Genomic DNA, 16,603 nt, shown 5'->3' with positions numbered 1-16,603 from the left:
ACCCCCCATCGTCGCGTCCTTCGGGATGCGTCGGCGGGACGGCCAGGATCGGGGACATCATGCGCAACGCGTACACAGCTCAACTCGAGGGATTGAACGACGATCTGTGCGCTCTCGCGCAGGCGGCGGAGACCGCCATGCGCGACGCCAGCATCGCTCTGCTGGACGGCGACCTGCAGGCTGCGGAGTCCGTCATCGCCCGCGGCGAGGCACTCGGAGAACTCGGTGCCCGCTGCGAGGATCAGGCTGTCACCGTACTGGCGCTGCAGGCACCCGTCGCGGCAGATCTCCGGCGAGTGTTCTCGGCCGTGCGCATCAGCAGTGACCTCTCACGGATGGTCGGCCTCGCGGTGCACATCGCCGAAGCCGCACGCCGTCGCTTTCCCGAGCCGATCGTTCCCGATCATCTGATGCCGCAGTTTCGCGAGATGAGCGAATTGTGTCTCGACATGTCCGGTCGAATAGTCGACGCACTGCGTACGAGTGATCTCGGACGTATCGATTGTCTGAGTTCACAGAACGATCGGGTCGATTCTCTCAAGACAACGGTCGTGGACACCGTGTCGGCGGACGATCACGGGCACGACGTGATGAATGCCGTGGACATCGCACTGCTGGGACGGTATTTCGAGCGCTACGCCGACCAGATCATCGATGTCGCGTCGCGGATCGTCTTCTTCGTGAGCGGCCGCAAACAAATGGCCTGAGGGTCCTCTGAAATCGTGTCGTTCGAACACGCTAAATCTGTGTGAACTCACCGTGTGATTCACCGCACTGTGGTTGTCTGAGCGAGCCTTGCGGGAAGGCAATAAGCTACCGACTGCCCTGGTACACGTATCAGCGGTCGAGTCCCAGGCGGATCCAGTCGAACGGAACGAGGTACACGTGTCTGCTCTCAGCCCGGCGGCGAGCGAGTCGGCCGAGCGCCGCGACGTCGCACTGCCGCGGGCTCGGCGATCGCGGAGGGCGACCTCGCGACGCGACTGGGAGCGCGCGTACATGGACCGGCTCCGGGTGACCGACGTGCTCGTCGTCGTCGCCGCCGTCGCCTGCGCACAGGTGGTGCGCTTCGGTCGGCCGGATCTCGAGGTGCCGCGCGCGGCGTTCAACTACACGTTGGTCTCGGTCACCCTCGCGCTGACGTGGATCGCATTCCTCGCGATCTTCCGCACCCGCTCGCCGCGTGTGCTCGGCGGGGGAGCCGAGGAGTACAGGCGTCTGCTGTCCGCCACCTTCCGCCTCTTCGGGCTCGTGGCCATCATCTCGTTGCTCTTCCGCTTCGAACTGGCGCGTGGCTACCTGGCCATCGCACTGCCGGTCGGGCTGATCGGGCTCCTGGTCTCGCGGTGGCTCTTCCGCAAGCACGTGGCTCGCGGACGTCGTCGCGGCGACTATCAGACGTCGGTCGTCATCGTCGGCAGTCACAGCTCGGCCCTCTCCATGGCGCGGTCGTTCAACCGCGACGGGAGTGCCGGATACGCCGTGGTCGGGGTGTGCCTGCCGCGCACCCAGTCGGTCACCGAGGATCAGCTGTCCGTCGACGGTCTCGAGATTCCCGTCCTCGGCAACGAGAACGACGTGCTCGATGCCATCGAGGCCACGGGCGCGGACACCGTCGCCGTCACCGCGACGGACCACATCGGCCACGAGGGCATCCGCCGCATGGTCTGGGACCTCGAGAAGAAGAACGTCGATCTGGTCGTGGCTCCCGGCGTCGTCGACGTCGCCGGCCCGCGCCTGCACATGCGGCCGGTCGCCGGCCTCCCGCTCATCCACGTGGAGAAGCCGCAGTACAACGGTGCGAGCCGCTTCGGGAAGACGGCGTTCGACATGGTGTTCGCCGTGGTCGCCCTCGTCGCCGTGGCCCCGCTGTTCCTTCTCGCCGCCCTTCTCGTCAAGGCCACCAGCAAGGGTCCGGTGTTCTACCGATCCGAGCGCATGGGCCTCGACGGCACACCGTTCCAGATGATCAAGTTCCGCTCGATGGTGCAGGACGCGGACGCTCGGGTGTCGGAGTTGTTGGCGCTCAACGACAGCGAGGGCGGCGTCCTGTTCAAGATGCGCGAGGATCCGCGTGTCACCAAGGTCGGCCGCGTGATGCGGCGGCTGAGCATCGACGAGCTGCCGCAGTTCTTCAACGTGCTGCGCCGCGAGATGTCGATCGTGGGCCCGCGGCCGCCGCTGCGCCGCGAGGTGGAGACCTACGACGGCGACGTGCGCCGCCGGCTGCTGGTCAAACCCGGTCTGACGGGCCTGTGGCAGGTGAGTGGCCGCTCCGACCTGTCCTGGGAGGAATCGGTGCGCCTCGACCTGAGCTACGTCGAGAACTGGTCCATGACAGGTGATCTGCTCATCGTGCTGAAGACCCTGAAGGCCGTCGTCGGCAGCGACGGCGCGTACTGAGTCGACCGCTCATCGGATGGTCGCGAGCACCTCGGCGGCGATCTCGGGCATCGTGGCGGACCGCGACGACGCCGTCGACGCCAGTCGCGCGACCGCGGCAGGTGCCTCGCATCCGTGCCGCACCATCAGTGCACCCACGGCGAGATCGATCGCGGCGCGCGCATCGAGGGACAGCCGGATGCGCTCGGTGACCACGGCCCGGAGTCGCTCGAGCAGTACGAGCTCGTCTGCGGCCGCACGGATGCGTTCATGCAACGACTGCTCCGGGTCGCTCGTCATGGGTCTCCGTGTTCTCGGTCGTTCGCCTGTTCGCCCGTTCACGAGTGCAACGGTGCGGGAAAACTCTACGCCGGTCGCCCGCGCGGTCCAGACTTGTCGCTACGGTTGACTCGCGGCACACGGGGCATTCCTCGGGTCGCGGACAACGGTGTGGACGTCGATCGACGAGGAGTGAGTGCAGGTCATGACGACGCGATCGGGTGGTGACGACGACGCGTACGCACCGTTGTCCATCACCGACATCGCCGATCTGTGCCGCAGTGTCGTGCAGTTGGTCGAGGTGGACGGCGCCGCCATCACCGTCATGAGCGGCACCACGCGCGAGTTGGTCTACGCCACCGACGCCGTGTCGCAGTACCTCGACGAACTGCAGTTCACCACCGGTCAGGGTCCCTGCGTCGACGCCTTCCACCGTGGCCGGACCGTGTTCGTCGCCGATCTCGACAGCGAGGCGGAGGAGCACTGGCCCGGATTCGCCGCCGACGCGTCGGACGGGGGCGCGGCCGCTCTGTTCGCCTTCCCGCTGCGCGGCGGCAACACCGTGTTCGGCGTGCTCGAGCTGTATCGCGCATCCGTCGGTGAACTCAGCGACGAGTTCGCCGCTGTCGCCCAGCTGACCGCGGACGCGGCAGCCATCAGCCTGCTGGAAGCCTTCGCGCCCGGCCTCGGCGCGGGACAGTCGCTCGGCGACGCCTCGGACGACTCGCCGCTGGGCGACCATCGCACCCGGCCCTACGTCAATCTGGCCGTCGGCATGATCACGGTGCAGATGCGGGTGTCGCCGACCGAGGCGCTCGCCCGGCTGCGCGCCGCGGCGTACTCGGCCCGACGCCCCGTCGACGACATCGCCCGCGAGGTGGTCGAGCGCAAGGTGCGCTTCTCCACCGACGACACCGCGTCGGACTCGACGACGAAAGGACAGCCGTCGTGACTTTCCCGCCCACTTTCGATCCGCCCGGCACCGGCCCCGTCGGTGACACCGACGTGCCGTCGCCCGTCGTCGTCCTCGCCGAGTTGACGGGCCATCTGGCCGCCGGGGTCGACGCCCCCTATCTGCTCCACCTCCTCGCCACCCGCACCCGCGAGGCCCTGCGGGCCGCCGCGGTGTCGGTGGTGTTCGACGGGTCCGGGTCGGTCGACCTCGACCTGGTCGCTGCGGCCTCGACCGGGTTGCTCGACCGATCGCTGTCCGTGGGCGGACCGGTGGCGATGTGCGTGCGCAGCGGCGCGGCCGTGCTGCTCGACGATCTGGAGAACGCTCCGGGGCGCTGGCAGGACCACGCCCGCGAGGCGCGTGCGGCCGGCATCGGCGGTATGCGTGCCTACCCGGCTCGGATCGCGAACCGGGTCATCGGCGCCGTCGTGGTCCACACGTCGGGGCCGTGGCGGGCACCGGGTCACGCGGCGGCGTTCGTTCAGGCCGTCGCGGATCTGGCGGCGTTGGCCGTCAGCGTCGACACCGAGGGCGACGTGCGCCTGTCGGTCGAGGCGACGCGTCGACAGCAGGTCCTCGAGGACGCCGCCGTGATCGATCAGGCCATCGGTGTGCTCGCCGAGACCCATGGTCTCGCCATCGGCCCCGCGACCGACCTGCTCGTCACCGACACCCGCCGCTCACGGACCTCGCTCGCAGATCGGGCGCGTGCGGTGATCGATGCCCTGAGCTGACCGGGCTCGTTCCCGCCACACGGGGCGCACTACTCGGCCGGAGTGACCTGACCCGACGGCACGCGCGTGTGCGCTGTCATCAGTAGCTTGCCGAGTTCGGTGGACAGAGCGTCCGGTGCATCGCCGAGCGAGCCGATGTCGCGGACCAGTTGCTCGGCGAGAGTCCGTACCTTGATGTTCGTGGTCTGCGAGCGCCAGAGCAGCAGGTCGAAGGCTTTGTCGGCCGACACGTTGAGTCCCAGCATCAGGGCGCCCTTGGCCTGTTCGATCGCGGCCCGGGACTCCATCGCGGCGGCGTAGGTCTCGACCTGTCTCGCGGCGTGCTCGGAGTTCTCCGCTCCGGTCAGGGCCGACTGGGCGGCCTGCACGAACACCCGCATCGCCGACTCGTCGACGGAATCGAACCGGTGGCCGGTGTGGCTGTAGAGATTGAGGGCGCCGATGTGGGCACCACCCGCGGTGACGGGCGCGGACAGGAAACTCGCGACGTCGAGGTGATCGATCGCCTTCGCGAACACGGGCCAGCGCTGGGACACGTCGTCGAGATCGGCACGCACCACCTCGTGGGTCAACGTCGATTCGATGCACGGTCCCTGCTCGCTGCGGTACTGGGCCTGGTCCACCTCGAGGACGAACGTCTCTGTGCTCGCGGCGGTCTGCGGCCTGCCGCGGCGGAAGACCGTGACGCCCGCTGCGTCGGCGTCGGGAATCGCCGTCACGACGCGCGCGCAGATCGTGTCGAGCGCGCCGTCGGCCGTGTGGGAGACGGCGAGCGCACTGTCCAGGTCTGTCAGGGCCTCCGCCAACAGGGCCAACGCCCGTCGTTCGGCCGTGGTGTCCGCGCTGTCGGTCATTCCCGCATCTCCCGCCTTCGCCGATTCATCACTCGACGACCCGTACGCGGAGTGCGAGACCACCGTACCGCTGTCGGGGTGTCCGGTTATAGTTGCGCGGAAGGCGATACCCCGCCCGGCGTCCAGCAGTAGGCGTCGGCACTGGTGGGTGTCGCCTTTTGTCGTCCGGTCTGCGACGACCGAGTGACGACGGATGATGAGAGAACCGAAGGGATCAGCACCACACATGAGCAACGACGGTCGGCCGCCGAGCTCCGAGCACCTCGATCTGGTGCGCACTCTGGCCGAGCTGGCGCGCGAGTTCGCCGGGTCGCGCCAGGTCCGGACGATCGACGAGGTTCTCGATCACGTCCTCGCGGTGTCGGTCGATCTGATCGACGCCGCGGATCACGCGTCGGTGCGGCTGGCGGCCGAGGTATCGGGGCCTGCGGAGCCCAGCCGCACGAGCAGCGACATCGCGGCCGCACTCGACCGGGTGCAGAGGCGACCGGGGGACGGACCGACCGTCGATCTCCTGCATCGGTCCTCCGAGGCGGACGTGGACCTCGCTGCCGTCGTCGCCGGTCCGGTGCATCGTTGGCCCGGTCTGGCGGAGGTGGCCGACGCCGTCGGTGTCCGCGCGCTGGCCGCCGTACCGCTGGCGATGCACGAGCGCACGCTGGGAGTGCTCACGCTGTACTCGTCGTCGACCGCGGCGTTCGACGAGGACAGCCTGACCGTGGCGACGGCGATCGCGGCGCACGCCGCCATCGCGGTGCAGAGTCTGCAGAAGGAAGCGCAGTTCCGGTCCGGTCTCGCGTCCCGCGACATCATCGGTCAGGCCAAGGGCATGCTGATGGAGCGGTTCGATGTGGATTCGGTCCAGGCGTTCGAGATGCTCTCGAAGTTGTCGCAGAACAACAACCGACCGCTGCACAAGCTTGCCGCGGACATCGTCGAGGCCGGAGCCAAGCTGCGCTACCCGTCCACCTGAGGCAGGGTCGCGGCGAGTCGGTCGAGCAGAGCCTCGAGCGCTTTCTCGAACTCGGGCAGGCCGAGATCGCGCGCCAGCTCCGCCTTCATCCGCACCACGGTGGGGAACTCCGTCGGGTCGATGTCGTCTCCGGGCTGAGCGGTGGCGCGGGGATCGTCGGGATCGTTGGGGTCCGTCGGACCGATCGAGACTCCCTGCGCCGAGACCTCGAGCAACAGCTGTCCGAGCAGGAAACTCGTGTACGAGCGGTAGGCGGCAGCCGCGGCCGCGTCGTCGAATCCCCATTCCTTCAGGCTGGAGAGGAAGTTCTCGAGCCACCGCACGCTGCGGAGTGGGGGCCGCACCCACGGCGCGCTGTTCGGCCGGGTCGCGATGAGCGGGAACACCTCGGGATGTTCGAGCGCCATCCGTCGCACGCCGTGCGCCAGCCGCTGCAGGTAGTCCTGCCAGCTCGAGGCGCCCTTCATCAGCACCTGCGGGTCGCTGCCCAGATCGTCGATGACCTGGTCGACGATGCCGTCGAGCAGTTCTTCCTTGCCACCGAAGTAGTGGTAGAGCGCCATCGCCTCGACGCCGAGACGCCCGCCGAGTCGGCGCATCGTCAGATCCCGAGCGCCGTTGTCGTCGATGAAGGCGATGCCCGCGCGCAGGATGACGGTGCGGGTGAGCTGACCCCTACCGGGCGGTGGCGTGGTGCCGGGCGTCGAACCCACGATGAATCGACCCCCCCGTTGTCTCGAGACTCGGACGCACCGAGTGGTGTCGACACTAGGCGTGTTCTGGCACGGTCACCACATGAGCACCGAGCACCTGTCCGTCCACGACGCCATCGCCGCACGTCGGGACGTCCGTAGCGAATTCAGCGGTGAGGTGGTCGACGACGCCGTCCTCACCCGTCTTCTCGCCGCCGCCCACCGCGCACCCAGTGTCGGGAACACCCAGCCGTGGGACTTCGTGATCGTCCGACGCCCCGAGACGCTGGGGCGATTCGCCGCGCACGTGGCGCAGTGCCGCGCCGACTTCGCGGCATCACTGCCCGCCGACCGCGCCGAGACCTTCGACCCGATCCGCGTCGAGGGGATCGAGACCAGTGGCACCGGCGTCGTCGTGACGTACGACGACTCCCGCGGTGGTGAGCACGTCCTGGGCCGGGCCACGGTGCGGGACACGGGCCTGCTCTCCGTGGCCCTCGCCATCGAGAACCTGTGGCTCGCAGCGGTGTCCGAGGGTGTCGGCGTCGGGTGGGTGTCGTTCTACGACGAGGCGGTGCTGCGGGACATCGTCGGCCTGACCGGCGACGCCGCCGTGCGGCCCGTCGCGTGGCTGTGCGTCGGTCCGGTGACGGAGTTCCAGGAGGTTCCGGACCTCGAGCGGTTCGGGTGGCGTCCGCGTCGGCCCCTGTCCGACGCCGTGCACCGGGAACAGTGGGGCCGTCGGGGTTAACGTGGCCGGGTGACCTCCTCGCGTCGGCGTTCCCCGGTGAGCGCGCTGACGCGTCGCGGTGTCCCGATCGGTCGAGCCGACATCACCGTCGCGGAGGCAGCCGACGCGATGACCCGGGCGAGGTCGAGCACCCTCGTCGTGCAGTGTCCGGGCTCGGCGTGGGGAGTGGTGACCGACGGCGACCTGCGCCGACGCGTGATCGCCGCGGGCCTGAGCACCGCGGCACCGGTGTCGGCCGTCGCGTCCGTTCCTGCCGTCACTGTCGACGCCGAGGTGCCCGTCGCGGAGGCGGCGGCCGTCGCGCTCGCTGCGGGTGTCCGCCGACTGGTGGTGCTGGATGCGAGTGGGGGCGTGCTCGGCATCGCCCTCGAACAGGACCTGCTCTCGCCGGCGCTGCGTGCGGGCACAGCGCTGCGCACCGCGGTGGAGCGCTCGGCGAGTGTCGACGATCTGGTCGAGGCGTGCGGGCGGCTTGCCTCGGTGACGTTGTCGCTGAACGATTCCCGCGTCCCGTCGGCCGACGTGACGGCAGTGCGATCGTCCGTGGTGACGGCCACCGTGCGCCGGGCCGCCGAACTGCTGGGCGACGACGCGTCCACCTGGCTCGTCTCCGGAAGCGTCGCTCGGCGCGAATCGGTCCCGTCGTCCGATGTCGAGACGGCGCGGGTGGGCGGCCCGTCCCCGATGGGGTCGGACGTGCACGCCGTACTCGAACGCTGCGGTCTCGCAGCCGATCCCCATCACGCGAGTGCCGCGTCGCCGCGCTTCGTGCGGACGGTCGACGAGTGGTCCGACGCGGTGGCGGGCTGGGTGGCCGATCCGTACGAGGACACCGGTGTGGTGATGCTCTCGCTCGCGCTCGATGCGCGTCCGGTGATGCCGGGCGGATGGACACCGGCGGAGCCCGCGCGCGCCGCGCTGGCCGACGCCGCTCACTCGCGACTGCTGATGTTGCGTGAGGCGACGACGATCAAGGCGCGGGTGACACTGCGGGACAAGCTCTTCCGTCGTGCGGACACGATGGACGTGAAGGCGGGGATCCTGACTCCCATCGTGGACATCGCGCGCTGGGCCGGTGTCTCCGCCGGGCACGACGCCGTGGGCACGCCGGCTCGGCTCGAGCACGGTGCTCGCGCGCAGGTGCTGTCCGAGGACGACGCCGCGGTGCTCGCGGAATCGTTCGACGTCGTCCAGCGCATCCGGCTGCGGCACCAGTGCGAGGCACTGCGCGACGGCCGCCCCGTCGACGACCTGGTGCGCCCGTCGGACCTCACGCCCCTCGACCGGAGCCTGCTCGACGCGGCTGCGCGGGAAGTGGCGGGCGTGCAACGGGCCTCGGCGTACCTGGCTCGATGAGGCCGTCCGAGGAACATCCCGACACCTTCGCCGGGCTCACCCCGGAGCAGTGCCACGCCGTCGATCAGGCCGTCGCCGCCGAACGGCTCGAGGGATGGCGTCCCACGCCGGCGGAGCTCGCACTCCTCGTCGCCGAGTGTCGCGGCGAGACGGTGCTGCCGTCGGTGCGCGAGGGGCTCGTCGGCGACGGACCGAAGCGTGAATCACGCTGGGCGGCACTGCGTCCGCGGCACACCCCGTACCTGCTGCCCGGGTCGACGACGCTGCGCAACGTGCTGGGCATCGTCGACGCGGCCGCGTTGCACCGCGCGGAGAGCATCCTCACTGCACTCCGTCTGGTCCGCTGTCACACCGGGCGGGCCGACCTCGGGGGCGCCGTCGGTGTGCACCGCCTGCTGAGCGTGCACCGCTACGTCTTCCAGGACGTCTACGTGTGGGCAGGCGACGTGCGCACCGTGGAACTGTCGAAGAACGGCACCGCGTTCGCGAGGTGCTCCGTCGTGTGGGACGGCCTCATGGGCGTGCACGAGACCATCCTGAGTGCCGACTGGGCGGCCGCCGACCGGGGCGAGCTCGCGTACCTCCTGAGCCGCACCTACGCCGACCTCAATCAGGTGCATCCCTTCCGTGAAGGCAACGGTCGGGCCGCGACCATGCTGCTGCATCTGCTCGTCGCGCCGACCGGGTTCCGGCTGGATCTGACCGACGTCGAGCGGCGGGACTGGATCGCCGCATCGCAGGACTCGGCACCGTTCCGCCAGGCCGGCGCACCGTCCGCACGCCCCTTCATTCCCCTCCTCCTGCGCGCCCTGAGCTCGTAACGCACTCGCAACATCTCGATACATCACGGACACCACCGCGGCCGCTGCGTCCGATTAACTATCACTCGACAGATACACCCCTCCCGTCAATGGAGAACACCCATGAGCCAGGCCGTGCTCCCACCCCCGTCGGACCGTCACGCGGACGGCGACTCCGACGATCTCCTCGAGTTCGGGTACGAACAACAGCTGCATCGCAAGTTGGGGAAGTTCGCGTCCTTCGCGGCGGGCTTCTCGTTCGTCTCGATCCTGACGACGATCTTCCAGCTGTTCGGCCTGGGCTTCAGCTTCGCCGGCCCGGCGTTCTTCTGGGCGTGGCCGGTGGTGTTCGTCGGCCAGTTCATGGTGGCGCTGTGCTTCGCCGAACTGGCCGCGCGCTACCCCATCTCCGGGGCCATCTACCAGTGGTCACGCCGCGTCGGCGGTGAGATCACCGGCTGGTTCGCCGGATGGTTCATGATCATCGCGCAGATCGTGACGGCCTCCGCCGCCGCCATCGCACTGCAGGTGGTGCTGCCGAACGTCTGGAGCGGCTTCCAGATCGTCGGCACCGACACCGCACTGACCTCGTCGGACGGCGCCACCAACGCCGTCGTGCTGGGCACCGCGCTGCTGGTGATCACCACGACCGTCAACTCCATCGGTGTCAACGCCATGGCGCGCATCAACTCGATCGGCGTGACGTGCGAGATCGTCGGTGTCATCGCGGTGATCGGCGTGTTCTTCACTCATGCTCAGCGCGGACCGGACGTCGTGTTCGACACCGGCGGCGTGCCCGTCGATTCCGGCTACATCGGGGCGTGGATCGTCTCGGGACTCATGGCCGCCTACGTCATGGTGGGATTCGGCTCCGCCGGCGAACTGGCCGAGGAGACGAAGAATCCCCGTCGGGTCGCACCGCGCACCATCCGTCTCGCGCTGTCCGTCTCCGCGCTGGGCGGCGGGCTCATGATCATCGGTGCGCTCATGGCGGCACCCAGCCTCACCGACGGTGAACTCGCGACGCAGGGCCTGCCGTACGTGCTGAACTCCGTGCTCTCGTCCCCGTGGGGCACCGTGCTCCTGATCGACGTGGCCACCGCGATCCTCATCTGCACGTTGGCCATTCAGACTGCCGCGTCCCGGCTCATGTTCTCGATGGCCCGTGACGGCCGGCTTCCCGCGTCCCGTGTTCTCGGATCGGTCAACAAGACCACGGGCACGCCCATCGCCCCGGCCGTCGTCATCGGGCTGGGCTGCGTTCTGGTGCTCGTGGTCAACGTCGGTAACGCGGCAATCTTCTCCACCCTCGCCAGCGTGTGCATCGTGCTCATCTACCTCGCGTACATGATGGTCACCGTGCCGCTACTCCTCCAGCGGCTGAAGGGCTGGCCCCGCAGCACCACCGGCGCCCCGAAGGTGGACTCCGAGGGCAAGCCGCTGTTCACCCTCGGCCGCCTCGGCCTGCCCGTCAACCTTCTCGCCGTCGTCTACGGCGCTGCCATGGTGGTCAACCTGTCCTGGCCGCGCCCCGAGATCTACGACCCCTCCGGCGATTTCCCGCTGCTGCGCTGGGCCGCACCCCTCACCGTGCTGGCCGTCGTCGCCGTCGGTGCGCTGTGCTTCCCGCGCGGCAAGGCCCACCCCAACCCCGTCACCACAGGAGTGTCCGCATGACCGCCACCACCACAGCCGCCCGCGAGCACGCCCGGTCGCAGGCTCGGGAGATCACCGACTCGATGCCGGTGGTCCCACCCTCCCTGTGGCCGCACGAGGTTCCCGGAGCCGGTGCCGCGTCGCTCGTCTGGGCCGAGACGGTTCCCGGCGGGCGGTACACGACGAAGGTGCTCCAGCGCGGAACCCGAGTCCGGTTGCGCGACATCGACGGAGCGGCCTGCGCGCACGTCCTGCTGCACCGTGCCGACGCACCGTGGGAACGCCTCAACACCGCGGACACCGTCAAGGTGCCGTGGCAGGCGTACCTGGGGGTGGGTCATCCGCTGCTGTCCGACCAGGGGCGGGTGCTCGCCACCGTGCTGGCCGACTCGTCCGGACACCACGACGCACTGTGCGGTACGTCGACGCTGCTCACCAACACCGCGAAGTACGGTGACGGCAGCGCGTACTCGGCGTCGCCCGCGGGCCGCGAGTTGCTGATCCTGGCCGCCCTGAAGAACGGACTCGGTCCCCGCGACGTGCCGCCGACACTCAGCTTCTTCCACGGCGTCACCGTCGATCCCGACGGGGCCCTCCGCAGCACGGGTTCCGCGGGTGCCGGCCGCGAGGTCGACCTGATCCTGCACCTGCCGGTGATCGTGAGCATCGCCAACACGGCGCACCCGATCGATCCGTCGCCCACCTTCGACACCACGTCGCTCCAGGTGCTGGCCTGGCCGTCGCCGCAGGATCTCGACGCGCTGCCGAACACCGATCCCGAATACCTCCGTGCCGTCGCCAACACGTTGGACACGTACGCAGCAGGAGGCTCGAAATGATCGCAGCAGTACAGGAACTGGCCCTCGTCTCCGGCGAGGTGGTGCTCGACGAGGTCGCGCCTGCCCGCGGCCCGTGGTCGGCCGTCGTGCGCGCCGGCGACGTCCTCACCATCCTCGACCTGGAGGGCAACCAGGCCGTCGACACCCTGGTCTACGGCGCCGACGATCACACCGTCCGCTACAGCGCACCGGCCACCATGGTGGGTCAGGGCAACGTCTACCTCACCACGGGAACTGTTCTGCGCGACAGCGAGTCCCGGCCGATGATGACCATCGTCGCCGACGAGGTGGGCAATCACGACACGATCGGCGGTGCGTGCTCGCAGGAGTCGAACACGCTGCGCTACGGCCACCACACCAAGCACCAGCACGCGTGTGTCGAGAACTTCGTGCTCGAGGGGTCGCGGTGGGGTCTGGGCAAGCGCGACATCGTCTCCAACATCAACTTCTTCATGAACGTCCCGGTCGACGCGGACGGCAGCCTGGGCATCGTCGACGGACTGTCCGCGCCGGGCAAGCGGATCGCGCTGCGCGCGGAGATCGACTCGCTGGTCCTGATCTCGAACTGCCCGCAGATCAACAACCCGTGCAACGGTTTCGACCCGACACCGGTTCGTCTGATCGTGACGCGGCCCGCATGAGCATCCGCGTCGAGCGCCCCGGCATGCTCACCACCATTCAGGACTGGCCCGGCCGGGTGGGGTACTGGAAGGTGGGAGTACCCCCGTCGGGGCCGATGGACGACCTGTCGCTGCGGTTGGCCAACGTCGCCGTCGGCAACCCGGAGGGAGCGCCGGCGCTCGAGACCACGATGAGCGGTCCCGCACTGCGTTTCGACGACGAGACCGTCGTGTGCGTCACCGGTGCGGACGCACCCGTCACGGTGAACGGCGAGCCCGCCGAGCGCTGGACTCCGATCACGGTGCCCGCGGGCGGGGTGCTCGACGTGGGTGCGGTGTCCGGGGCCGGTCTGCGGATGTACGTCGCGATCCGCGGCAGCGTCCTGGCCGAGGAGTACCTCGGCAGTGCGTCGACCTTCACACTCGGGACGTTCGGCGGGCTCGACGGCCGTGTGCTGCAGGCGGGCGACGACCTCGCCCCGGCGGATCGCGCGACCGGCACGCCCGCACCCGTGCCGATGGAACACGTTCCGGCGCTGACGCACTCGTGGCAGCTCGCCGTCACGGAGGGGCCGCACGGAGCACCCGAGTTCTTCACCCGCTCCGACATGGACACCATTCTCGGCACCGACTACGAGGTGCACTTCAACTCCGATCGCACCGGCGTGCGGCTGGTCGGACCCCGCCCGGACTGGGCGCGTACCGACGGGGGAGAAGCGGGTCTGCACCCGTCGAACATCCACGACAACGCGTATTCGGTCGGGGCGCTGGACTTCACGGGCGACACCCCCATCCTGCTCGGTCCCGACGGCCCGAGCCTGGGCGGCTTCGTGTGCCCGGTGACGGTGGTCGCGGCCGATCGCTGGAAGCTCGGTCAGCTGCGCCCCGGCGACACGGTGCGCTTCGTCGCGCTCGAGGCCGCTGCGGCCGCCTCGAAGAACACGCTGGGTGTCGGCCGGCGCGCCGGCCTGCCCGTGGTGTTCTCGCGCGGCGGCGACGGGGACGACGGTGTCATCGCGCGCCGCGACGGTGCCACGCCGGTCACCTACCGACGCTCCGGTGACGACAACATCCTGGTCGAGTACGGCGAGATGTCCCTCGACCTGGCGCTGCGGGCCCGCGCGCACGCGCTGCACGAGGCCGTCGAGGCCATCGCTCCCGCCGGATTGGTCGATCTGACGCCCGGTATCCGGTCGTTGCAGGTGAAGGTCGACCCCGACGTGTTGCCGACCGCGAAGCTCCTCGATCTGCTGCTCGAGGCCGAGGACGCGCTGCCGGACACCTCCGAGCTCACGGTGCCCAGTCGGCATGTGCGGCTGCCGCTCTCGTGGGACGACCCGTCCACGCGCGAGGCGATCCAGCGCTACATGCACGGCGTACGCTCCGACGCGCCGTGGTGCCCGTGGAACATCGAGTTCATCCGCCGGATGAACGGGCTCGAGTCCGTCGACGACGTGTACGACACGGTCTTCGACGCCGAGTACATGGTGCTGGGCCTGGGCGACGTGTACCTCGGCGCGCCGGTGGCGACTCCGCTGGATCCACGGCACCGCCTCGTCACGACGAAGTACAACCCGGCCCGCACGTGGACACCGGAGAACGCCGTGGGGATCGGCGGCGCGTATCTGTGCATCTACGGCATGGAGGGACCCGGCGGCTACCAGTTCGTCGGCCGCACCACCCAGGTCTGGAACCACCGTCATCCTCTGACCACGAAGGGGTTCGAAGAGGGCACGCCCTGGCTGCTGCGCTTCTTCGACCGCATCTCCTGGTACCCCGTCAGCACCGAGGAACTCGCCGACATGCGCGCCGATCTCGCGGCCGGGCGCGGAGCGGGTGTCGAGATCACCGACGGCACCTTCTCTCTGGCCGACCACGACGAGTTCCTGGCCGAGAACGACAGCTCCATCGCCGAGTTCCGCAAGAAGCAGGCCGAGGCGTTCGGCATAGAGCGCGATGCCTGGTCCGCGGCCGGCGAGTTCGCCCTCACCACAGCACAGGGAGCATGATGACGACCGCCACCGATCGAGTGTTGCTCGCGTACAAGCGTATTGCCGAGGTCGACCGCCCCGAGGTGTGGATCACGCTGCGCGACGAGGCGGACGTCCTCGCGGAGGCCGCCGGTCTGGACGAGAGCCTGCCGCTGTACGGGACCGTGCTCGCGGTCAAGGACAACATCGACGTCGCGGGTCTCTCGACGACGGCGGCGTGCCCCGAGTTCGCCCGTACCCCGGACGCCGATGCGACCGTTGTCGCGCGACTCCGCGCCGCCGGCGCTCTGGTGCTGGGCAAGACCAATCTCGACCAGTTCGCCACCGGACTCGTGGGAACGCGCAGCCCGTACGGCGCGGTGCGGCACGCGCACGACCCCGAGAAGATCTCGGGCGGCTCGAGTTCCGGCTCCGCGACCGCGGTCGCGCTGGGCATCGTGGACATCGCCCTCGGAACGGACACGGCAGGGTCGGGCCGAGTTCCTGCGGCCTTCGCGTCCCTGGTGGGCATCAAGCCGACGCTGGGACTGGTGCCGAACACCGGCGTCGTCCCGGCGTGCGTGGACTACGACGCCGTGACGGTCTTCGCCGCCGACATCACCACGGCCACAGCAGCCATGGCGATCATGATCGGTGCGGACTCGGCGGATCCACGGAGTCGTGCGTGGCCCGCGACGGTGCCGTTGTCGGCCCCGCCGCGCCCCCGTGTCGCCGTTCCACGCACCGAGGATCTCCGCGCGCTGTGCCCCGAGTACGCGGAGGCGTTCGAGCGCACGGTGTCGGGACTGGACGCTGTGGGGATCGACCACGAGATCGTCGACATCTCCGTGCTGCTGGACGCGGCCGTGCTGTTGTACGACGGGGCGATCGTGGCGCAGCGCTACGCGGCGGTCGGCGAGTTTCTGTCGACATCGCCCGAGCACGCCGACCCGACCGTCTCCCGCATCGTGCTGGGCGCGAAGGATCCGGCAGCGCACGCGTACGTCGACGACCTCTCGACGCTGCTGGCGGCGAAGGCGCACGCGGCGTCGATTCTCGACGGGCTCGACGGCCTGGTGCTGCCGACGACCACCGAGCACCCCACCATCGCTGCGGTACAGGCGGATCCGCTCGGCATCAATCGCAGGCTCGGCACGTTCACCAACTTCTGCAACCTTCTCGACATGGCGGCCGTCGCGGTGCCGGGTGCGCGCACGACGGCGGGGGATCCCTTCGGCGTCATGGTCGTGGGCCCCGCGTTCACCGATCAGGTACTGCTCGACATCGGCGCCGCGGTGGCGGATCAGGACACGGCGGTACTCGTGGAGGACGGCGTGGACGTGCTCGTCGTCGGCGCGCACCTGCGAGGGTTCCCGCTGAACGGTCAGCTGGTCGAGCGTGGTGCGCGGTTCGTCGGTGAGGTGAGCACCTCCGCCGACTACCGCCTGGTCGATCTGGGCACCACGCCGCCCAAGCCCGGACTGGTGCGCGGCGGCAGCGCCTCCATCGCGGGCGAGCTGTATCGGATGGCCCCGGCGCACCTCGGCACGTTCCTGGCCGGGCTGCCCGCACCGATGGGCCTGGGATCGGTGACGCTGTCCGACGGTCGGGAGGTGGTCGGTTTCATGTGCGCCGCCGATGCGGCGGAGGCGGGCACCGACATCACCGAGTTCGGCGGCTGGCGGGCCTACACCGCGAATCGTGGAGTCCGAACCCCGGATTCCGGGGTCTGAGTTCCACGA

Annotated in this window: 16 protein-coding genes; 13 read left to right on the top strand and 3 right to left on the bottom strand. The window is 69.5% G+C overall.

Annotated elements, in window-relative coordinates; translation table 11 throughout:
* Positions 1-59: 59 nt before the first annotated feature.
* Entirely contained in the window at positions 60-707 is a 648-nt protein-coding gene (locus tag BR07_RS0116530) for a phosphate signaling complex PhoU family protein (RefSeq protein WP_027506381.1), read from the top strand.
* Between the two features lie 178 nt (positions 708-885).
* Positions 886-2,403, top strand: coding sequence for a sugar transferase (locus BR07_RS0116525; RefSeq protein WP_442970356.1), 1,518 nt, complete (start codon positions 886-888; stop codon positions 2,401-2,403).
* 9 nt (positions 2,404-2,412) lie between these two features.
* On the opposite strand, the gene BR07_RS0116520 is transcribed toward BR07_RS0116525, so the two are convergent.
* Entirely contained in the window at positions 2,413-2,682 is a 270-nt protein-coding gene (locus tag BR07_RS0116520) for an ANTAR domain-containing protein (RefSeq protein ID WP_027506379.1), read from the bottom strand.
* A 184-nt stretch (positions 2,683-2,866) separates the two neighbouring features.
* On the opposite strand from BR07_RS0116520, the gene BR07_RS25115 reads away from it, so the two are divergent.
* Together BR07_RS25115 and BR07_RS25110 are read left to right on the top strand one after the other, a co-directional pair.
* Entirely contained in the window at positions 2,867-3,613 is a 747-nt protein-coding gene (locus tag BR07_RS25115; RefSeq protein WP_155957075.1) for a GAF domain-containing protein, read from the top strand.
* Positions 3,610-4,350 carry a GAF and ANTAR domain-containing protein gene (locus BR07_RS25110; RefSeq protein WP_037186284.1) on the top strand — a complete coding sequence of 247 codons (741 nt, stop codon included), beginning with the start codon at positions 3,610-3,612 and terminating at the stop codon, positions 4,348-4,350. The genes BR07_RS25115 and BR07_RS25110 overlap by 4 nt, the downstream gene beginning before the upstream one ends.
* 29 nt (positions 4,351-4,379) lie before the next feature.
* Here the strand turns inward: BR07_RS25110 and BR07_RS25105 are convergent, their stop codons facing one another.
* Positions 4,380-5,204 (bottom strand): GAF and ANTAR domain-containing protein, encoded by an 825-nt coding sequence (locus tag BR07_RS25105; RefSeq protein WP_051613500.1) that lies wholly within the window; start codon positions 5,202-5,204, stop codon positions 4,380-4,382.
* Positions 5,205-5,430: 226 nt separating this feature from the next.
* Here BR07_RS25105 and BR07_RS25100 point away from each other — a divergent pair, with 226 nt between their 5' ends.
* The gene (locus BR07_RS25100; protein WP_051613499.1) at positions 5,431-6,177 is read left to right on the top strand and encodes a GAF and ANTAR domain-containing protein; all 747 of its coding nucleotides are present in this window, start codon (positions 5,431-5,433) and stop codon (positions 6,175-6,177) included.
* On the opposite strand, the gene BR07_RS25095 is transcribed toward BR07_RS25100, so the two are convergent.
* The gene (locus BR07_RS25095; RefSeq protein ID WP_051613498.1) at positions 6,162-6,893 is read right to left on the bottom strand and encodes a TetR/AcrR family transcriptional regulator; all 732 of its coding nucleotides are present in this window, start codon (positions 6,891-6,893) and stop codon (positions 6,162-6,164) included. The two genes, BR07_RS25100 and BR07_RS25095, sit on opposite strands and share 16 nt — an antisense overlap.
* Before the next feature lie 79 nt (positions 6,894-6,972).
* Here BR07_RS25095 and bluB point away from each other — a divergent pair, with 79 nt between their 5' ends.
* The 8 genes from bluB (at position 6,973) to atzF (ending at position 16,594) form a co-directional block, all read left to right on the top strand.
* Positions 6,973-7,620, top strand: a complete 648-nt coding sequence (gene bluB, locus BR07_RS0116490; RefSeq protein ID WP_027506378.1) for a 5,6-dimethylbenzimidazole synthase — start codon at positions 6,973-6,975, stop codon at positions 7,618-7,620.
* A gap of 9 nt (positions 7,621-7,629) precedes the next feature.
* A complete protein-coding gene (locus BR07_RS25090; protein WP_155957073.1) occupies positions 7,630-8,976 on the top strand; it encodes a putative nucleotidyltransferase substrate binding domain-containing protein in 1,347 nt (448 codons plus the stop codon).
* Complete coding sequence (locus BR07_RS25085; RefSeq protein WP_051613496.1) at positions 8,973-9,797, top strand: Fic family protein; 825 nt, start codon at positions 8,973-8,975, stop codon at positions 9,795-9,797. Before BR07_RS25090 ends, BR07_RS25085 begins: the two co-directional genes overlap by 4 nt.
* Before the next feature lie 102 nt (positions 9,798-9,899).
* Entirely contained in the window at positions 9,900-11,453 is a 1,554-nt protein-coding gene (locus BR07_RS0116475) for an amino acid permease (RefSeq protein ID WP_051613495.1), read from the top strand.
* Positions 11,450-12,271, top strand: coding sequence for an urea amidolyase associated protein UAAP1 (locus BR07_RS0116470; RefSeq protein WP_027506376.1), 822 nt, complete (start codon positions 11,450-11,452; stop codon positions 12,269-12,271). Before BR07_RS0116475 ends, BR07_RS0116470 begins: the two co-directional genes overlap by 4 nt.
* On the top strand, positions 12,268-12,912 hold the full coding sequence (locus BR07_RS0116465; RefSeq protein ID WP_027506375.1) for an urea amidolyase associated protein UAAP2: 645 nt from the start codon (positions 12,268-12,270) through the stop codon (positions 12,910-12,912). Before BR07_RS0116470 ends, BR07_RS0116465 begins: the two co-directional genes overlap by 4 nt.
* Positions 12,909-14,900, top strand: coding sequence for a 5-oxoprolinase/urea amidolyase family protein (locus tag BR07_RS0116460; protein WP_027506374.1), 1,992 nt, complete (start codon positions 12,909-12,911; stop codon positions 14,898-14,900). Before BR07_RS0116465 ends, BR07_RS0116460 begins: the two co-directional genes overlap by 4 nt.
* Positions 14,900-16,594 (top strand): allophanate hydrolase, encoded by a 1,695-nt coding sequence (atzF, locus tag BR07_RS0116455; RefSeq protein WP_155957072.1) that lies wholly within the window; start codon positions 14,900-14,902, stop codon positions 16,592-16,594. The genes BR07_RS0116460 and atzF overlap by 1 nt, the downstream gene beginning before the upstream one ends.
* Positions 16,595-16,603 lie beyond the last annotated feature (9 nt).

It is taken from the genome of Rhodococcus sp. UNC23MFCrub1.1, assembly GCF_000686025.1.
In the GTDB taxonomy this organism is placed as follows: Bacteria; Actinomycetota; Actinomycetes; order Mycobacteriales; family Mycobacteriaceae; genus Rhodococcoides.
Note: the sequence above shows the minus strand (reverse complement) of the source record. Positions and strands in the feature narration are given on the sequence as shown.